Source organism: Delftia sp. Cs1-4 (genome assembly GCF_000214395.1).
Lineage (GTDB): Bacteria > Pseudomonadota > Gammaproteobacteria > Burkholderiales > Burkholderiaceae_C > Comamonas > Comamonas acidovorans.
Genome location: NC_015563.1, coordinates 4,343,019 through 4,360,755 on the forward strand (window position 1 = coordinate 4,343,019; position 17,737 = coordinate 4,360,755).

Annotated in this window: 15 protein-coding genes and 1 tRNA gene; 13 read left to right on the forward strand and 3 right to left on the reverse strand. The window is 66.6% G+C overall.

Annotated features, from left to right (window positions below; all coding sequences use genetic code 11):
* Window positions 1–63 precede the first annotated feature (63 nt).
* From DELCS14_RS18915 to DELCS14_RS18965, 11 genes are all read left to right on the forward strand, one after another.
* Complete coding sequence (locus tag DELCS14_RS18915) at window positions 64–1,821, forward strand: M14 family metallocarboxypeptidase (protein WP_013803103.1); 1,758 nt, start codon at window positions 64–66, stop codon at window positions 1,819–1,821.
* Between the two features lie 85 nt (window positions 1,822–1,906).
* Window positions 1,907–1,983: transfer RNA gene (locus DELCS14_RS18920), tRNA-Arg, on the forward strand.
* Window positions 1,984–2,279: 296 nt separating this feature from the next.
* The gene (locus tag DELCS14_RS18925) at window positions 2,280–2,645 is read left to right on the forward strand and encodes a DUF2946 family protein (RefSeq protein ID WP_013803104.1); all 366 of its coding nucleotides are present in this window, start codon (window positions 2,280–2,282) and stop codon (window positions 2,643–2,645) included.
* A 158-nt stretch (window positions 2,646–2,803) separates the two neighbouring features.
* The gene (locus DELCS14_RS18930) at window positions 2,804–2,977 is read left to right on the forward strand and encodes a hypothetical protein (protein WP_013803105.1); all 174 of its coding nucleotides are present in this window, start codon (window positions 2,804–2,806) and stop codon (window positions 2,975–2,977) included.
* 42 nt (window positions 2,978–3,019) lie between these two features.
* Entirely contained in the window at window positions 3,020–5,080 is a 2,061-nt protein-coding gene (locus tag DELCS14_RS18935) for a TonB-dependent receptor (protein ID WP_013803106.1), read from the forward strand.
* A gap of 89 nt (window positions 5,081–5,169) precedes the next feature.
* On the forward strand, window positions 5,170–5,637 hold the full coding sequence (locus tag DELCS14_RS18940; protein ID WP_013803107.1) for a copper chaperone PCu(A)C: 468 nt from the start codon (window positions 5,170–5,172) through the stop codon (window positions 5,635–5,637).
* Window positions 5,638–5,647: 10 nt separating this feature from the next.
* Window positions 5,648–6,133 carry a DUF2946 family protein gene (locus DELCS14_RS18945; protein ID WP_013803108.1) on the forward strand — a complete coding sequence of 162 codons (486 nt, stop codon included), beginning with the start codon at window positions 5,648–5,650 and terminating at the stop codon, window positions 6,131–6,133.
* Window positions 6,134–6,282: 149 nt separating this feature from the next.
* On the forward strand, window positions 6,283–7,239 hold the full coding sequence (locus tag DELCS14_RS18950) for an MbnP family copper-binding protein (RefSeq protein WP_013803109.1): 957 nt from the start codon (window positions 6,283–6,285) through the stop codon (window positions 7,237–7,239).
* Window positions 7,239–8,438, forward strand: coding sequence for a methanobactin export MATE transporter MbnM (locus tag DELCS14_RS18955; RefSeq protein ID WP_013803110.1), 1,200 nt, complete (start codon window positions 7,239–7,241; stop codon window positions 8,436–8,438). The genes DELCS14_RS18950 and DELCS14_RS18955 overlap by 1 nt, the downstream gene beginning before the upstream one ends.
* Before the next feature lies 1 nt (window position 8,439).
* The gene (locus DELCS14_RS18960) at window positions 8,440–9,678 is read left to right on the forward strand and encodes a hypothetical protein (protein ID WP_013803111.1); all 1,239 of its coding nucleotides are present in this window, start codon (window positions 8,440–8,442) and stop codon (window positions 9,676–9,678) included.
* Window positions 9,675–10,175 (forward strand): copper chaperone PCu(A)C, encoded by a 501-nt coding sequence (locus tag DELCS14_RS18965; protein ID WP_013803112.1) that lies wholly within the window; start codon window positions 9,675–9,677, stop codon window positions 10,173–10,175. The genes DELCS14_RS18960 and DELCS14_RS18965 overlap by 4 nt, the downstream gene beginning before the upstream one ends.
* 85 nt (window positions 10,176–10,260) lie before the next feature.
* Here DELCS14_RS18965 and DELCS14_RS18970 read toward each other — a convergent pair whose 3' ends face one another.
* Complete coding sequence (locus tag DELCS14_RS18970; protein ID WP_013803113.1) at window positions 10,261–11,163, reverse strand: LysR family transcriptional regulator; 903 nt, start codon at window positions 11,161–11,163, stop codon at window positions 10,261–10,263.
* A 132-nt stretch (window positions 11,164–11,295) separates the two neighbouring features.
* On the opposite strand from DELCS14_RS18970, the gene ycaC reads away from it, so the two are divergent.
* Together ycaC and DELCS14_RS18980 are read left to right on the forward strand one after the other, a co-directional pair.
* Window positions 11,296–11,922, forward strand: coding sequence for an isochorismate family cysteine hydrolase YcaC (gene ycaC, locus DELCS14_RS18975; protein WP_013803114.1), 627 nt, complete (start codon window positions 11,296–11,298; stop codon window positions 11,920–11,922).
* Between the two features lie 10 nt (window positions 11,923–11,932).
* A complete protein-coding gene (locus tag DELCS14_RS18980) occupies window positions 11,933–12,622 on the forward strand; it encodes a hydrolase (RefSeq protein WP_013803115.1) in 690 nt (229 codons plus the stop codon).
* A 105-nt stretch (window positions 12,623–12,727) separates the two neighbouring features.
* Here the strand turns inward: DELCS14_RS18980 and DELCS14_RS18985 are convergent, their stop codons facing one another.
* Together DELCS14_RS18985 and DELCS14_RS18990 are read right to left on the reverse strand one after the other, a co-directional pair.
* Complete coding sequence (locus DELCS14_RS18985) at window positions 12,728–13,141, reverse strand: type IV pilin protein (protein ID WP_170962055.1); 414 nt, start codon at window positions 13,139–13,141, stop codon at window positions 12,728–12,730.
* A gap of 80 nt (window positions 13,142–13,221) precedes the next feature.
* Window positions 13,222–17,727: a PilC/PilY family type IV pilus protein gene (locus DELCS14_RS18990; protein WP_013803117.1), complete on the reverse strand. Its 4,506-nt coding sequence runs from the start codon at window positions 17,725–17,727 to the stop codon at window positions 13,222–13,224.
* Between the last annotated feature and the right edge of the window lie 10 nt (window positions 17,728–17,737).

Sequence of the window (17,737 nt, forward strand, 5' to 3'; positions counted from 1 at the left end):
TGAAGGCCGCGCCCTTTTCCCGGATTTCAAAGACTCCCCCGACTGGTTCCTCAAGGCCACGCCATGACACTGCAGACCCCACACGCCACCCCCTCCAGCCAGCGCCCCGATTCGGAGCTGCCACAGGACAGGTTGCGGTGGTCGGCCCTGGCGTGCGCAGCCCTGCTTTCCGCCTGCGCCAGCACCCCGCTGCCGCCATGGCCCACCACCTCCAAGCCCCAGGCTCCCGCCCCCACCCGGCCGGCCCCTGCCACCCCGGTGGTGCCCCAGGCGACCACGCAGCCCATCGCGCCGGCCAACAACCTGGTCCCCCTGCCCTACAACGCGGCCGTGGCTGCGCGCTTTCCCGATCCAGCCACCCGCTACGACACACCGGGCCTGGCGCCGCAGCGCAACCAGTTCACCACGGCCAGCGAACTGTCTTCCTGGCTGAACAGCCAGGCCAGCAAATCCCTGGGCCGCGACACGCGCCTGGGTATCGTGCAGCCCGGCAGCTCGCAGCGCGGCAGCCCCATCCAGGCCCTGGTGGCCACGCGCGCACCCGGCATTCAGCCGTCGGCGCTCTATGACAGTCGCCGCCCCACGGTCATGCTCGTGGCCGGCCAGCACGGCGACGAACCCGCGGGTACGGAGGCCTTGCTCATCATCGCCCGCGAGCTCGCGCCCGGCGGCCTGCTGGAGCCGCTGCTGCAGCAGATCAACGTGATCCTCGTGCCGCGCGCCAACCCCGACGCCGTGGAAGCCGGCACGCGCAATGCAGCCGATGGCACCGACATCGCCCATGACCACCTGCTCCTGAACACGCCGGAGGCCAAGGCCCTGGCCACGCTGGCACGCGACTACCGCCCCGTCGCCGTGGTGGACCTGCAGGAATTCCCCGCCGCCAGCATCTTCCTGCAGAAGTACCAGGCCATACAGCGCTACGACGCCTTGCTGCAGTACTCGGCCACGGCCAACCAGAATGAATTCGTGACCAAGGCTGCGCGCGAGTGGTACACGGCACCGCTGCGCACCGCGCTGTCGCAGGCCGGCCTGAGCAGCGACTGGTACTACACCACCAGCCAGGATCTGCAGGACAAGTCCATCTCCATGGGCAGCCTCGCGCCCGATTCGCTGCGCAACGTCAGCGGACTCAAGAACTCGGTGGGCTACCTGGTCAGCAGCCGTGGCTCGGACCTGGGCCGCGCCCACATCCAGCGGCGCGTGCACACCCTGGTCACCGCGTCCACACGCATGCTGCATTCCAGCGCCGAGCGCGCCAAGGACCTCACCCAGGTGCAGGCCTTCGTGGCCCGCGAGACCGCCTCCCTTGCCTGCCATCAGCAACTGGCCGTGCTGGCCGAGCAGACCCCCGAGCAGCGCACCCTCACCATGATCCAGCCCGACACGGGCGCCGACCAGCAGGTGCGCGTGGACTGGAACGCTTCGCTGCAGCCGCGCACCACGCTGTCGCGCCCACGCTCCTGCGGCTACTGGCTGTCCGCCAGCGCCCAGCCCGCCGTGGACAGGCTGCGGCTGCTGGGCCTGCAGGTGCTCAAGGTGGCCGAGCCCGGCCAGCTGCTGGCCGACTCGTACAACGAAGCCCGCTCGGCCACGCCCGCCAGCGGCGCCTATGCGCTCACGCGCGGCGCCGTCGAAGCGCCCGTGGGCAGCTACTACCTGACGATGAACCAGCCCATGGCCAATCTTGCCGCTGCGGCGCTGGAGCCCGACACGCCCTACAGCTACCTTGCACGCGGCCTGGTGCCCACGATGACCGACATGGCGCGCGTGATGGCACCTCCTTCGGTGGTTTTCGAGGAAGAAGACGACGCCGAATGACGGCAAGGGCGCCAGGGCACGCCGCCAAGCCCTGAGCGCCCGCCCATTGCGGGTATGATCCGCGCTGGCCCGTCAGCGGCCATACCTGCCCGTAGCTCAACCGGATAGAGCAATTGCCTTCTAAGCAATAGGTCGGGGGTTCGAGTCCCTCCGGGCAGGCCATCCTGGCATCCCAAGAAATCCCAACAAGTCCAAAGAAGTCCAAGAGCCCGCGCTGGTCTCGGGCTTCAGGTACATCCAGCTTCCGACCTCGTCCATCTGCCAGCGATGAAGATGGAGTTCCAGGTGGTAGCCAGCCAGGCAGGCAGGATTGCTGCCGTGCATTGCAAAGCTGGAAAGGCTGTAGCTGCGGGCGATGCGTTGATGGTGCTGGAAGCGTCGCAACCGGGCCAGATCTGCATCCGCCATTGCGCAAGAAGGTTGCTGTCGGTCCGATATCGCCCCCATAATCGCGGGCTATGCACACCCTTCGCACATCGTCATTCTGGAAGCGCCTCGCACTGGCGTGGTTCCTGCTGACGCTGGGTGTTGCGGGCGCTTCGCCCTTCGTGAACCCCAAGACCATGGAGCTCATCTGCTCCAGCGGCGGAGCCATCACCATGGTGGTTCTTGACGACGAGGGCCAGGGCCAGGCCCAGGCGCCAGGTCAGCACACGCTCGATTGCTCGATGTGCCTGGCCCCTGCATTGCCTCTGCCTCCCGTCAGCCTGGCGGTGGCACAACCCCATCCTCTGGCGGCAGCCCTGCATCCGTTTGCAGCGGCCCATATCGCAGCCCTGGTCGGCGCGCCGCTTCCGCCCCGCGGGCCTCCCGCACAGGCCTGATTCCCTCGCATCGATAGCGCGGCTGCCTTGGCCGCGACACCATGGCAAGGCCTTGTGCCACGCCAGTTGCGAGGTCATTTCCTGCCCTGCCCCAAGCCCCCATTGCGCCCGCCTGTGACCAGGCCGTCTGTGGCGGCGATGGGCTCAAGGATCCCAAGATGCTGGCAATGGCTGGCCTGTCTGCATCGGCCGCGCGCAGCCTGGCCAGCAAGGTCGTACAAGCCGAGTCCGCCATGCCCGCCCCGCGCCGCGCCCTGCTGTCCCTGTTCGACGGCATGGTCCATATGGACGCGCAGGGCCAGCATCCCCCATCCGCACATCCGGCCCATTGAGCCGATCGCCTCCTCCACACCATCCACCGTCTGCCTCACGCGATGTCTGTCTCCCTCTCCTTCTCGCGCAGCCCCCTGGTCCTGTCCATCACCCTGGCACTGGCCTCGGCGGCCCATGCCCAGGGCCTGGTCGCCCCCCAACCGTTGAGCCAGGACGACTCCGCCCTGACGCTGGGCACCATCAGCATCACCTCCAAGGCCTCCGGCCCGCTGTCCACGCGCAGCGTGTTCAGCTCCGTGGACATCGTGGGCGCGGACATCCTCGAGAACGAGCATGTGGACTACAGCTGGGAGCTGCTGTCCAAGGCGCCCGGCGTGCAGGTCACGCAGTTCAAGCAGGGCACGGATGCCGGGCGCTTCTCCTTCCGGGGCTTCAATGGCGAAGGCCGCATCAATGCGGTCAAGCTGCTGATCGATGGCATCCCCAGCAATGACAACGCCGGGGGCATGCCCTTTCTGGACGCGGTCTTCCCGCTGGACATCGAGGCCATCGAGATCGTGCGCGGCACCAATGACGCGCGCTACGGCCTCAACAACATCGCCGGCAATGCCAACGTGATCACCCGCACGGGCGGCAACGAGGGCCGTGCCAGCGTGACCGTGGGCAGCTTCGGCACCCAGGAGTTGCAGGTGTCCAAGGGCATCGAGAGCGGCAACTGGAGCCAGAACTATTTCCTGGCCTGGCGCGATTCGGACGGCTACCGGGACCATGCCGATGCCCGCAAGCTGTCCCTGTCCGGCAAATGGTTCTACACCTCGGACGATGGCCGCTGGCGCACCGGCGTGATCGCGCGCTACTACCGCAACAAGGCGCTGGAGTCGGGCTACCTCAGCTACGAAGAAGCCATCAAGGCGCCGCGCAGCTCCCCGGCCTATGCGGCGGCCGACCGTGGCGAGCGGGAAACCGGCCAGCTCAGCGCCCACCTGGATGGCGAACTGACGCCCGAGCTGTCGCTGTCTGCCAAGGTCTACGCCAACCAGTACGAGAACCAGCGCTGGGTACGCTTCTCGGCAGCGGGATCGCAGCAGGAGCGCTACAACGACGAGCAGCAGCAAGGCGCCATCACCACCCTGACCTGGCGCCCCAAGGTGGACTGGGCGCATGAATTCACGCTCGAAGGCGGTCTGGACGCCCAGCGGCAAAGCAACCTGGGCCAGCGCTACCGCACCACGGAGCGCGTGCGGACCTCGCAGTTCCGCGACTGGGACTTCGACCTCCATACGCAGGGCGCCTACGTGCAGGCCGTGATCCGCCCCATCGAAGCCCTGCGGATCATCCCGGCGCTGCGCATTGACGACGTGGATGGCCACTTCATCGACCGCCTGGCCGGCACGCGCGCCCCCGTGCATGACTACGGCCTGATCAAGCAGCCCAAGATCAGCATCGCCTACACCCTGAGCCAGCGGGCCAGCGTCTACGCGAACTGGGGCCGGACCTTCCAGATCGGCTCGGGCATCGACGCCTACCGCACGCAGGATCGCAACCTCAGGCCCTCCATCAATGATGGCTGGGAAGCGGGCGTCAAGTTCTCTCCCCTGCCCTGGCTCAACGGCCGCGTGGCCTACTGGGAGCAGCGCGCCTCGGGCGAGGTGGCCCGGGTGCTGGGCGTGGACGGCCTGCCCGACCCCGGCGGCCTGGGCAACGTGGGCAAGACGCTGCGCAAGGGCTACGACATCCAGCTCAACGTGAAGCCCCATGCCCGCACCACCGCCTGGATCGCCTACTCCCACCAGGTGGCGCGCATCACCGCGCCCGACCCCAGCGCACCCGCTACCCTGGGCAAGGAAATCGAGAACGTGCCGCACTACCTGGTCTCGGCCGGCGTGGACTGGCAGGCCACGGACCGGCTGAAGCTGTCGGCCTGGGGCAATGCCCAGGGCGACTACTACCTGGAGCGCACCAATACCCAGGGCCGAGCAGGCAAGTTCGCCGTGCTGAACCTGGGTGCCAGCTACCGCCTCTCAGACACCATGGACCTGGGCCTGCAGGTCAAGAACGTCACCAACCGCAAGTACGTCTACGCCTGGTATGACAGCGGCTCCTCGGGCTACTCGCCCGCCGACGGGCGCGGCGTCTATGCCAGCATGAACCTGCGCTTCTGATGGACACCTTCCAGCCGTCCACCGCACCAGTCACGTACCAGGCACGCACATAGCACGCACGACATTTTTTGCCAACGAAGGAGAACCCCATGAAACGCCACGTCCGTTTGCTTGCCCTTGCCGCCGCCATGATCAGCGGATTCGCCAATGCCCAGGTCAGCGTCAGTGATGCATGGGTGCGCGCCACCGTGCCGCAGCAAAAGGCCACCGGCGCGTTCCTTAAGCTGCAGGCCGCCCAGGACAGCAAGCTCGTCGCAGCGACTTCGCCCCTGACGCCGGTCGTCGAAGTCCATGAGATGGCCATGCAGGACAACGTGATGAAGATGCGCCAGGTGCCGTCCATCGCGCTGCCGGCAGGCAAGACCGTGGAACTCAAGCCCGGCGGCTACCACGTGATGCTGCTGGACCTCAAGCAGCAGGTGCAGGAAGGCCAGACCGTGCCGCTGACCCTCATCATCGAAGGCAAGGACGGCAAGCGTGAATCCGTGCAGGTGCAGGCACCCGTACGCCCGCTGGCCACCAAGGCGGCGCCCTCGGGCCACGATCACAAGCACTGACACGGGGCCCATGCGCTGCAGCAGCCTCCGCATCAAGCGCCTGGTGGCCTTCGGGCCACCCGCCTGGCCGTGGGCGTTGCCGGGCGCACGACAGCGGCGCGACCAGGGCCGGCGCTTTGCCGCCTGGATGGTTGCGGCGCTGCTGTTCGCCTTTGTGCACCCTGCCCTGGCGATGGTGCTGGCATCGGGCCAAGTCAGTGGCGACCCGCTGGCGCGGCTGGCCATGGAAGTCTGCACACCCCTGGGCCTGCAGCAGGCGCAACCGGTGTCTGCTGCAGGCGAGCCCGAAGCCGATGGTCAAACCACGGCCGCTGGCCAGGCGCATTGCCCCCTGTGCCGGGTCGTGAGCGATGCCCCTCCTGATTTGTCCCGCGCGGACCTGCGCTTTGCCGCGCCGCCGCCTCCCACCCCGCTGCCGCCCCAGGCCCTGCGCCCGCGGGACACCGTGCTGCGCGTGGTGCTGAGCACTCCCCCCAGGGCACCTCCCCTTTCCTGACGCCCGAAAGGGCCGCACGGGCGGCATACCGTCGCCCATTCCCGAACTCCTTTCCCATGCCAAGCCGCGACCCGTGTCGCAGCCTGCAGGGTTACCCACGCCTGCGCGCCGCCATGGCCCCAGCGCAGGCACCAAGAAACCGTTTACCCATGCGTACCACTTACTTTGACAACTCCCGCTTTCCCCTCGCCCTGATCGCCACCGCGCTGCCGCTGCTGCTGGCCGCCTGCGGTGGCGGCGGAGGCGGTGACAACGGCCAGCCCACCACGCCCACCACACCCACCACGCCCACGGGCCCCCAGGCCGTGGCCATCGAGTTCGCCGCCAAGGCCGGCAACCTGCCCGCCAAATGCGGCACGCCCATCGCCGGCATGGGAACCAGCCAGGCCACGGTGGACCTGCATGACCTGCGCTTTTACGTCAGCGGCGTCTCGCTGATCAATGACAAGGGCGAGGCCGTGGCCGTCACCCTGGATGTCAACGACTGGCAGACCAAGGAGGTGACGCTGATCGACCTGGAGGACGGCACCGGCGCATGCGCCGACGCAGGCACGCAGGCGCAGAACACGCAGGTCCGGGGCACGGTGCCCGCAGGCACGTACAAGGGCATCAGGATGACCGTGGGCGTGCCCTCCTCGGTCAACCACACCGACTATGCCGTCGCACCCAAGCCGCTCGATGTGCAGGCCCTGGCCTGGTCCTGGCAGGCCGGCCGCAAGTTCGCCCAGATCGAGGTCAACCCCGTGGGCGGCGTGGCCCGCCCCGCGCCGGCCGCCCCCGGCAAGACGTTCTACGTGCACCTGGGCTCCACCGGCTGCACGGGCAACCCCGTGACCGGCGAGACGGTCAGCTGCGCGCGTCCGGACCGCATGGATTTCGGGTTCGGCGATTTCAATGCCGGCACCCAGAAGGTGGTGCTGGACATTGCGCAGCTGCTGCAGGGCTCGAACGTCAAGGAAGACCTGGGCGGCGCCGCCGGCTGCATGTCCGGGGCCACCGATCCGGAATGCGTGCCCATCTTCAGCGCGCTCAAGATCGATCTGACCACGGGCCGCTCCATCAATGAAGGCAGCGGCCAGACCGTGTTCCGTACCGAGGCCAAGTAATGCACAAGCCCCATTCGCTTCGGCGGGTGGCGGCATGGACCGCCGCCCTGTGCGGCCTTGCCGGGGCCATCGCCCTGGCGGGCTGCGGGGGCGGCGACACCGCCGTCCACGATGACTCCGGCAGCAGCACGGGCTGGTCCTGGGCGCTGCCCTCCTTTTTCCCCACCCCCAAGGTGCCCGACACCAATCCCATGACGGCAGAGAAGGTCGAGCTCGGCCGCTTTCTGTTCTACGACAGGCGCCTTTCGGGCAATGGCACGCAGGCCTGCGCGAGCTGCCACATACAGTCCAAGGCCTTCACCGATGGCCTGACGACCTCACTGGGCTCCACAGGTCACGCACATCCGCGCAACGCCCAGAGCCTGGCCAACGTGGTCTACAACGCCACGCTGACCTGGGCCAACCCCTCGCTGGTCACGCTTGAAAAGCAGATGGAGACGCCGCTGTTCGGCACGGACCCGGTGGAGATGGGCGTCAACGACAACAACAAGGAGGAAATCCTCGCGCGGCTGGCTGCCGACACCGGCTACGGCCCGCGCTTCGCCAGGGCCTACCCGGGCCAGGCAGCGCCCATCACCTGGGGCAATGTGATCCACGCCATCTCGGCATTCCAGCGCACCATTCTTTCGGGCAACAGCAAATATGACCAGTACCTCAAGGGCAGCACGGCACTGAACCCGGCCGAGCAGCGCGGCATGAACCTGTTCTTCGGCGAAAAGGCCGAGTGCTTCCACTGCCACAGCAGCTTCAACTTCAACGACCAGATCGTGCACGCGGGCAGCCGCATCGTCGAGACCCCGTTCCACAACACGGGCCTCTACAACATCGGCGGCACCGGCGCCTTCCCCGAGCCCAACCGGGGCGTCTACGAACTGACCCAGCTCTTCAAGGACATGGGCAAGTTCCGCGCGCCCAGCCTGCGCAATGTGGAGGTCACCGGCCCCTACATGCATGACGGCAGCATCGCGACGCTGGAGGAAGTGCTGCAGTTCTATGCGGCCGGGGGCCGCAACATCACGTCCGGCCCGCATGCCGGCGACGGGCGCGCCAACCCCAACAAGAACGACTTCATCAACCAGATCGCCCTGACGGCCGACGACCGCGCCGACCTGCTGGCCTTTCTCAAAACCCTCACGGACCATGAGCTGCTCACCAACCCCAGGCTGGCCGATCCCTTTGCACGGCAGGCAGGCCAATAGCATGCAACGCACCTTCCTCGCACAATGCACACCGCTGGCAGCGGCCATCGCCGCCGTCATCGCCTTGGCGGCAGGCGGCGCCGCCGCGCACACCCTGGATGACGGCATACCGCAGACCAACGGCCTGCGCATCGACATGGCGGCGGTGGCCGCCTATCTCCATGGCGACTCCGCCTTGCCGGCGCCCAGGCTGGCCGGCACGCTGGGCCTGGGCGACACGCCTGACGACCAGCGCGGCTGGCGGCTGGAGCATGGCACCCTGGGCGCCGGCCTGCGCGTATCTCCCCAACTGGGGGCCAACATCGCGATGGGCTGGCACGACAGCGACCCAGCCCACGTGGAGGCCGCCTGGATGGAGGCGCGCAGCGGCTCAGACGCCGAGCTGACCCTGGGCGCAGGCCGCAACCGCGTGCCCATGGGACAGGTGCTCACGCGTGCCGGGCACTTCGACCGCTACGGCCAGATGCCGCTGGCCAAGCGGGCGGCCTTCAACGGCGACTGGATCGAGGATGGCATCAACGCCGCCTGGCGTCCCCACCTGCAAGGCGCCATGTCCTGGCTGCAAGGCATTGACCTGGGGCTTTGGCGCGCCCGGCGCTTTCCCGGCAGCGACAACGCCGCCTGGGCGCCCGTCGTGCATGCCAGCGCCGCCTGGACCTCGGTGGAGGCAGACGTCTTCTACAGCCGGATGCAGCCCAAGGGCCGCGGCGCCTATGTACAGCGCTCCAACAGCGGCCACATCCACACGGCGCCACAGTGCAACGCCAGCCTGCGCGACATCACCTGCTTCGACGGCACCGTGGACCTGGCCGGGGCCAGCGCCACCTGGACCACGCCGCTGCAGGGCGTCAAGCTCACCGGAGCAGGCATCTGGCGGCGCGAAAGCGGAAACCTCTATTCCCAGAACGGCGACACCCGCTACCAGGGCCGCACGCTGGGCGGCTGGCTGGAAGTGCTCTGGCAGCCGCGCGCACGCTGGGAATTCGGCGCCCGCCAGGAATGGCTCAGAAGCACCAATCGCGTCAGCGGACCGGGCGCCCTGCTGGTGGCCACGGACGCCAACCTGCTGCCCAACAGCCCATCGCGCCGCTTCACGGCCATGGCCGGCTGGCGCCCCGTCAAAAGCGTTCTGATCGCGCTTGAAGCCGGGCGCGAGCACATCGCTGGCAAAGGCCATACGGTGGCAGGCCTGCGGCTGATCTGGACCCCCGATGCCCTGTTTGAAAGGAACTGGAAATGACCACAATGCTTCGCCGCCAGGCGCTTGGAATGCTGCTGGGCACAGGCTGTGCCCTGACACTGCCGCTGACGGCACGGGCCCATGACTTCCGGGCGGGAGACCTGGTCATAGACCACCCCTACGCCACACCCTCCATTGCCGGCTCCAGCAACGGGGCGGCGTATTTGCGGGGGATCAGGAACAAGGGAAAGAACGCCGACCGGCTCATCGGGGCCAGCACGCCAGCGGCCGCACGCGTGGAGCTGCATGAGATGAAGATGGAGGGCGACATCATGCGCATGCGCGAAGTGCCCTTCATCGAACTGCCCGCAGGCCAGGAAGTGCAGTTGCGCCATGGCCAGTCACACCACCTCATGCTGATCGGACTCACGCAGCCCCTGCGCGAGGGTGATCGCTTCGATCTGACGCTGCAGTTCGAAAAGGCTGGCGAATACAAGGTCAAGGTCTGGGTGCAGCAACCCAAGCGCATGCCATCCGGACACCAACACCCGCATTGAACGGACATGCGGCAGGAGCCGCGCCCCACAAGGCGAGATGCAGCCATGAGCTGCTGCAATCGCCACCATGGGGCTTGCCGGCAGCTCAGTCTTCGTCCAGCGCCTCAAACCGCTCTGCCAGGAAATCCAGCAGCGCCCGCACGGCCGGCAGCAGCCCGCGCCGTGAGGCGAACACCGCATGGATGATCTCGCGCCGTGGCGCCCAGCCCGGGATGACGTGGACCAGTTCACCGCACGCGATCTGCTCGCGCACCATCATCGAGGGCAGTTGCACCACGCCCACCCCCGCCAAGGCCGCCGCGCGCAGCGCCAGCATGCCGCGCGTGACCAGGCGCGGCCGGTGGCGGATGGCCGCCTGCGTGCCGTCCGGGCCGATCAGGTGCCACACATGCTCGTGCTGCGGCAGGCCCAGGTCCATGCTCGGCAGGCCTGCCAGATCGGCGGGCACCTGGGGGATGCCGCCTGTCAACAGCTGCGGGCAGGCCACCAGACATTGCCCGCGCTCGGCGAGCATGCGCATCACCAGGTCGCTGTCCTCCAGCGGCGGCGGGCGCACGCGGATGGCAACGTCGATTCCTTCTCCCACCACGTCCACGCGGCGGTTGGTTTCCTCGAGGTGGATCTCCACGCGCGGATACGCGGCCATGAAGGCCGCCAGCATGTCGGCGATGCGCGCATCAAGCAGCGCCACCGGGCAGGTCATGCGCACGATGCCGCGCGGCTCGGCGTGGGTCAGCGCGATGGCCTCGTCGGCGGCGTCGGCCTCCACCAGCATCGCCTTGCAGTGGCCGTAGTAGGTCTGGCCGATCTCGGTGACGGCAAATCGCCGCGTGGAGCGCTGGATCAGGCGCGTGCCGAGACGCTCCTCAAGCTGCGCGATGCGCCGGCTCAGCTTGGATTTGGGCATCCCCAGCGCGCGGCCCGCGGGCGCAAAGCCGCCGTGGTCCACCACCTGCACGTAGTAGTAGAGGTCGTTCAGGTCTTTCATTGCACACCGTCTCCATCGTTCCTCAGATAGGACTCTGATGGCAATTATTAACGACTACCGCGTTCATCGTTCAAATCCTATTCTCTATCCATCAGCCAAGACCTTTGTCTGGGCGACCCAAGGAGATTCACCATGACCAAGCCCTACGTCCGCCTGGACAAGGACAACGCCGCCGTGCTGCTGGTAGACCACCAGACCGGCCTGCTATCCCTTGTACGCGACATCGACCCGGACAAATTCAAGAACAACGTGCTGGCGCTGGCCGACATCGCCAGCTATTTCAAGCTGCCCACCATCCTGACGACCAGCTTCGAGAACGGCCCCAACGGACCGCTGGTGCCGGAGCTCAAGAGCCAGTTTCCCCAGGCGCCCTACATCGCCCGGCCCGGCAACATCAACGCCTGGGACAACGAGGACTTCGTCAAGGCCGTGAAGGCCACGGGCAGGAAGCAACTGATCATCGCCGGCGTGGTGACCGAGGTGTGCGTGGCCTTCCCGGCACTGTCGGCCATCGAGGAAGGCTTCGACGTCTTCGTGATCACTGACGCCTCCGGCACCTTCAACTCCATCACCCGCGATGCGGCGTGGAATCGCATGTCGCAGGCCGGCGTGCAACTGATGAGCTGGTTCGGCGCTGCCTGCGAACTGCACCGCGACTGGCGCAACGACGTGCAGGGGCTGGGCACTCTGTTTTCCAACCACATCCCCGACTACCGCAACCTGATCACGAGCCACACCACGCTCACCCAGGGCAATTGAGGAGAAGACCGTGAGCACACCCCAAACCATCGCCAACTTCAACGGCGCCCGCCCGGTCATCGATCCCGACAATGTGGCGATGCTGCTGATCGACCATCAAAGCGGCCTGTTCCAGACCATCAAGGACATGCCCTTCACCGAGGTGCGTGCCAATGCCACCACACTCGCCAAGGTAGCGACACTGGCGAAGATCCCGGTCATCACCACCGCATCGGTGCCGCAGGGTCCGAACGGCCCCTTGATCCCCGAGATCCACCAGTACGCCCCGCATGCCCGGTACGTTGCGCGCAAGGGCGAGATCAACGCCTGGGACAACCCGGAGTTCGTCGCTGCCGTCAAGGCCACTGGGCGCAGGCAGCTCATCATCGCGGGGACGATCACCAGCGTCTGCATGGCCTTTCCCAGCATCGCCGCGGTGCACGAGGGCTACCAGGTCTTCGCGGTGATCGACGCCTCGGGGACCTACTCGAAAATGGCGCAGGAAATCACGCTGGCGCGCATCGTGCAGGCTGGTGTCGTGCCGATGGACACGGCGGCGGTGTGCTCGGAGGTGCAAAAGACCTGGAACCGTGAGGACGCGCTGCAGTGGGCGCAGGCCTACAGCGCAGTCTTCCCGCCTTACCAGTTGCTGATCGAAAGCTACTCCAAGGCGCAGGAAGTGGCCAGGAACGGTGAGCAGCTGGATTCGCAACGCACCTGACTGGGGTAGCACGGCACGGGTACGAGGCCGCTTGCCCAAGGTGTCGGCGGCCATGGTGGAATTTGTGGATGAGGCGCAGGACTGAGGCCCCGGCCCCGGTGGCGCTCAGCGCCAGCAGTCTCCCACCGTTCCCAAGGGCGAGATGCCCTTCACGCCCAGGGCGTTCAGGGTGTAGTCGCCGCAGCGCCTGTCCGATGCCTGGCGGCCGGTGCGCGTGGCCTTGAGCGTGTAGCCGCCGTCATTGGCGGCCGTGGCCATCGTCAGGGTGTAGTGGCCGTTCTCGGACTTGTCTCCCCAGGGCAGCCTGAGGTTGGCGACGGAGCTTGTGTAGCCGCCGTTCTGCGCCCGCCAGCGCTCCTGCCGGGCGGCGGCCTCGCCCAGCAGGCTTTGCGCCTCCACGCGCCGCGATCGCAGCACGTATTCCTGGTAGGAGGGGTAGGCGATCGCCGAAAGAATGGCGACCACCGCCACCGTGATCATCAGCTCGATCAGCGTGAATCCATTTAGCTTGCTGCGCACGCATTTCTCCTTGGGGGCCCGCAGGGCCAGCCAGACGGCCGGGGCCGGCAGGCCCCTGTGTGTAGTGGATGGCATGGCGGTCACGGGTTCGCTGGCTGGCGGCGCCAGCTCTGTCGCCCCCGGTCCACTCCGCTGTTGATATCGTCGCCCCCGGTCTTGACTGGGTCTCCCGCCCCGCTTGGCTTTCCGCTGGAGTCGAAGATCTTCGCGCCGCTGATGGTGGTCCTGCCCGGCCCCACCTCGCGGCCGTTGACCTGCTGGCCTGCCAGGTTGTCGGAGGCGTTGAAGATGCCGTCGCCGTTCACATCGAAGGCGACATAGTCGGTCTTGCCCCCGGTGTCGGGATCGATGGCGTAGATCGTGCTGGCCAGACCCGCGGAGCAGGGGTCGCCCAGCGGTGGGCGGATGGAGGTGAACACCAGTCCCCGCCCGTACAGGCTCATGTCGTAGACCAGTCTTTCTCCATCGCGCGGCAGATCGACGTACCAGCCCCAGCTGTGCACATTGGAGTCGGCGGTGCTGGTGACGTCCTTGTACCAGGTGACCGGGTTGGCCGACAGGGCGAACTTGCCCGGAAAGCCGCTCACCTGAGTGAACTGCTGGTCCTGCAGATCCCCGCGCCCCTTGCCGGCGGTAGGCAGCGGCTGCGGCGCAGCCGTGGCGGGTGTGCCGTAGCGATCCCAGACACCGAACACCGATTGCCGGCGCATGTCCAGCTTGTCGTCATCCGTTATGAAGCGGCCCGTGCCGAAGGCCACCACATCGCCCTTGCCGCTGGAGTGCCGCACCACGTAGGGTGCGGTGGTGATGGACAGCCGCTTGCCACCGCTGCGTTCGGACTCGCGTGCCACAAAGAACAGTTGCGCATTCCATGAGCCGCTGGCACCACTGGCCAGGTCCACGCGCCATACATTGCCCGCAAGATCACCGGCATAGGCCAGGTCCACCTTGCCATCGCCGTTGTTGTCCACCACGGCGGCACGCGACAGGCCGTTTTTCGGCGCAGGCAGCGCGTTCAACTCCGCAGCCGTCATGCCTGCCGCGAAATCAAAGCGCCGGATGACCTCGCCACTGGAGACATCCAGCACAAACAGGCTGGACTCGCCGGAGGCGCTGTTCGACGCCTGGTAGCCATTGGACAGGAACACCACCCACCTGCCCTTGGACCGGCCGGCGTCGTTGAGCCGCGCAACGACAGGCGCGGGCATCGAGTAACCCATGCGTTCGTCCTGTTCAACCCCGAACTCCCACAGCAACCGGGGGGAGTTGGGGTCCGTGACGTCCAGCGCAAAGACCTGCCGCCCGCCCGCGCCCAGGCTGCCGACCAGCACCCTGTGCCAGGCGTTGCCGAAGTAGACATCGGAGACCACGGGCGTCCCGTCCACGAAGTAGCGGTGGGGAGCGCCGCCCGCGCCATACCGGGACGCCAGGACATTGAGCGAATTCTTCACCCCCGATGGAATGAAGGCGAACTCCTCCTTGCCAGATGCCGCGTCGAAGGCGTGCAGCATGCCGTCGTTGGCGCCCACATACAGCATCTCCTTGGCAGCCTGTTTCGCGGCAAAGGCGGCATAGGTGGTGCTGCCCTCCAGCTTGTCCGCAGCGGAGGCGCGGTACAGGCCGCCCTTGACCCGCACCAGCGAGGAATTGACGATGTCGCCCAGCACATTGGGCTTTCCGCTGGCCAGGGGCTTGCGCACGCGCAAGTCATCGCGCACCTCGCCACGCAGGAACTCGATGCGCTTTTTTGCCTGGCCATCGGCGGAGTTCGTGGCCGGGTCCGTGTTGAGCACGGCCAGCCAGGACGCATCGGAGCGCTGCCCGCTGAGACTGGAGTACGTGAAAGGGCTCAGCGACACGGCACTGCCGGTCCTGCTGGGATAGTAGATCTTGCGGTCATCGGCGGACCGCTCCGACAGGAGTTCCGCCGCGCTCCAGACCAGCGTCCTGTCGCTGGTGGTTAGCTTCTCGCGGATGACATCGCCGCTCCAGTACTGAACCTCGAACGTGCTCCGGTACAGGTCGGCGCCTTCGCCCAGTGTCGCAGTGGGCATGTCCACGCTGACCGCCGTCACGGAACTGATGCTCTGCAGGATGTCGTTGAACGCCTTGGTCAATTGGTCCTTGAGCGTGCCGGCATTGGTCACCAGAAAATAGTTGTCCGGATCTCCCGTGATCTTGGAGGGGTCGCGGTCCGGCACGCCGTACTTGGCGGCATACCACAGCGGTCCCTTCAGGAAGCTGCCCGCGTCGGTCGCATTGCCGGGAGTGAAGCTGCGGGTGGCCGTGAGTCCCAGGTTCGTGCATTCCGTGCGCTGCTGGGCCGAGATGCTGCCCCGGCAGTAGCCCGGATCGCGATTGGGTGGCGTGTTGTAGGCGTAGTAGGCCGAGGCCGTGTCCTTGTCACGCACCTCCAGGTACATGCCGTCCTTGGTGGTGCCCGAGATCACATAGCCCATGTGCTGTCCCAGGCCGCCAGCGGCGTATTCAGACACCATGTCGATCTTCACCTTGCCATCGGCCTGCAGCGCGACCGTGTAGCGCGCGATGGCGTCCATGTCATGGTCGGCGCCCTGCTCCACGTCCTCGTAGTTGATGCGGAACTCCGCATAGGGCCGCCCGCCATTGACCGAGGCATCGATGTCCGCCTTGCCCGTGTTGGCAATGTTGACCACGTAGTAGTCGACGATCTGGTTGGTCGGCGTGAAGACCGCATTGTTCACGGTGCTGCCACCGGCACTGCCGGAGACGGTCTTGGCAAACGGCGCAATGGTCACAAAGCGTTTGCCGCCGATCGGAAAGCGTATTTCCGGCAGCGGTGACGCAATGGCCACGGAGTAGGTCCTCAGCGCATTCTTGCCCTGGCTGTTGCCGAAGATGGCATTCCTGGCGCCGAAACGGGCCACACCGGCGGCATAGTAGGTGCCTTCCTTGCTGGGCTCCTCGGGAGACAGGCCGCGCGCCCAGGACAGGTCTGCAATGGTCTTGACCGAAGGAGCCTGGTCGGCATTGGCCGACGTTGACTGGCCGATGAAGAAGTTCTTCCCGTCTATGCGCTCGGCCGAGCCGATGGCCGCCACCTCGTCAGAGACATTGAAGCCATTGAGGGCGCTGGCGCCGACGCTCGCGTAGCGGCTGCCGGGTAGCTTGCCGTCGTAGGAGGGATTGATGTCGCTGAGCACCGTCATGACGGGACGGGAGCAGTACTGGTAGCCGCCCCCGCCTTCGGCCTTGGCCCTGTAGGGCGTTTCCCAGGCGGGCTTGGACAGGCCCAGGGACGCATCCTTGGAGGAGCCACCGGCGTAGTCATAGATGCCGAGGGCCTGGGACGCGCCGCCGAAATAGCGCATGGTCTCGAACATCATTTCGCTGATGGGATTGCCCCACATGGCGCACTTCGAAGGCTTGTCCAGCGAACTGATGGGTCCGGACGTGATCCAGCCGCATTCCACGTATTTGCCGCCGGTGTAGCCGATCAGGCGCTGGCGGTCTATGTTGGCGACCACGCCATTGACACCCGTCCTGAACTGGCCCGTCTGAGGGTCGACTTCCTCTGCGAAATTGCTGATATTGCGGCGCAGCACGCCGCCGGCGATGTTTTTCTCGTACGAGCCTGTGAGCAGGCCGAAGTACATCTTCCCGTTCTCTCCGAAGTCGTGCAGCAGCCCCGTGGGCTTGTAGATGGTCTTGCCGCCGTTGGGATAGGCCTTGCAGCTGGCCTCGAGCAACTGGACATTGCTGCTGGAGCAGGCCTCCACAAGCAGGTTGTAGTCGGTGATCCTGCTGGTGCCTCGCGCGCACGAATTGCCGCCTGCACAGTTGCTCTGCCCTGCAAAGCCCTCCTGGGACACCCAATCCCAGATCTGGAACGAGGAGTCATTGAGCACGCGCAACTGTGTGATGCCGCCAGCGGCCTCCCCCAGCGTGGTGACGGCAAACAGATGGCGCGTGCCGGACGCCGGCTGACGCAGCGGCGCATAGTCCGAAATGCTGTAGACCTCGAGATCCCGCGCAGGGTCATAGGCCTTGCCCCAGCTGTGCGCATCCCTGGGAATGTAGGCGGTCTGCAAAACGGTGCGCGAAGCCGTGTCCTCCGCACGCATGCCGCCATAAAGCACGCGGCGTATGGCGTCCATGCGCGATGTGCCCAGATAGTTCAGGAAGTCGCCACTCCAGTTGTTCGAGCACTTTTTCCTGTTGCTTCCGGTCGCTGCCTGCGAGGGCACGAAAACACCCTTGGAATAGCTGTAGCAGACGTTGTTGTTGAAGTAGCCGTAGTAGTCGATCTGGTCCGGCTTGTACCCGACATCGATCACACCGTCGCCGTTGAGGTCGGAGGCATCGTTGTAGGCCTCGTAGTACAGCTTGTGGTCACGCCCCATCACCAGCATGTTCAAGGGCGCCAACGCCTGGTTCACGAACAGCGGCATCTGGGACAGCACGGTGTCCGCGCGCCCCTGGGCCTGCGCCGGCGTACTGGCCAGTGCCAGTGCGCACGTCCACAGCGCCAGGGCCGGCCACGCGAGTGCCCGGCCCTGGCACGCCCTCAGGCCATGCCTGGTTTTCCAACTTGCAATGCGAGCCATTGAAGCTCCC

Excerpts from the sequence above, each read along its gene's own strand:
- DELCS14_RS18935 (WP_013803106.1), top strand. The coding sequence starts at position 3,020 with ATGTCTGTCTCCCTCTCCTTCTCGCGCAGCCCCCTGGTCCTGTCCATC.
- DELCS14_RS18950 (WP_013803109.1), top strand. The coding sequence starts at position 6,283 with ATGCGTACCACTTACTTTGACAACTCCCGCTTTCCCCTCGCCCTGATC.
- DELCS14_RS18945 (WP_013803108.1), top strand. The coding sequence starts at position 5,648 with ATGCGCTGCAGCAGCCTCCGCATCAAGCGCCTGGTGGCCTTCGGGCCA.
- DELCS14_RS18955 (WP_013803110.1), top strand. The coding sequence starts at position 7,239 with ATGCACAAGCCCCATTCGCTTCGGCGGGTGGCGGCATGGACCGCCGCC.
- DELCS14_RS18990 (WP_013803117.1), bottom strand. The coding sequence starts at position 17,727 with ATGGCTCGCATTGCAAGTTGGAAAACCAGGCATGGCCTGAGGGCGTGC.
- DELCS14_RS18940 (WP_013803107.1), top strand. The coding sequence starts at position 5,170 with ATGAAACGCCACGTCCGTTTGCTTGCCCTTGCCGCCGCCATGATCAGC.
- DELCS14_RS18915 (WP_013803103.1), top strand. The coding sequence starts at position 64 with ATGACACTGCAGACCCCACACGCCACCCCCTCCAGCCAGCGCCCCGAT.
- DELCS14_RS18970 (WP_013803113.1), bottom strand. The coding sequence starts at position 11,163 with ATGAAAGACCTGAACGACCTCTACTACTACGTGCAGGTGGTGGACCAC.
- DELCS14_RS18965 (WP_013803112.1), top strand. The coding sequence starts at position 9,675 with ATGACCACAATGCTTCGCCGCCAGGCGCTTGGAATGCTGCTGGGCACA.
- DELCS14_RS18960 (WP_013803111.1), top strand. The coding sequence starts at position 8,440 with ATGCAACGCACCTTCCTCGCACAATGCACACCGCTGGCAGCGGCCATC.
- DELCS14_RS18925 (WP_013803104.1), top strand. The coding sequence starts at position 2,280 with ATGCACACCCTTCGCACATCGTCATTCTGGAAGCGCCTCGCACTGGCG.
- DELCS14_RS18930 (WP_013803105.1), top strand. The coding sequence starts at position 2,804 with ATGCTGGCAATGGCTGGCCTGTCTGCATCGGCCGCGCGCAGCCTGGCC.
- ycaC (WP_013803114.1), top strand. The coding sequence starts at position 11,296 with ATGACCAAGCCCTACGTCCGCCTGGACAAGGACAACGCCGCCGTGCTG.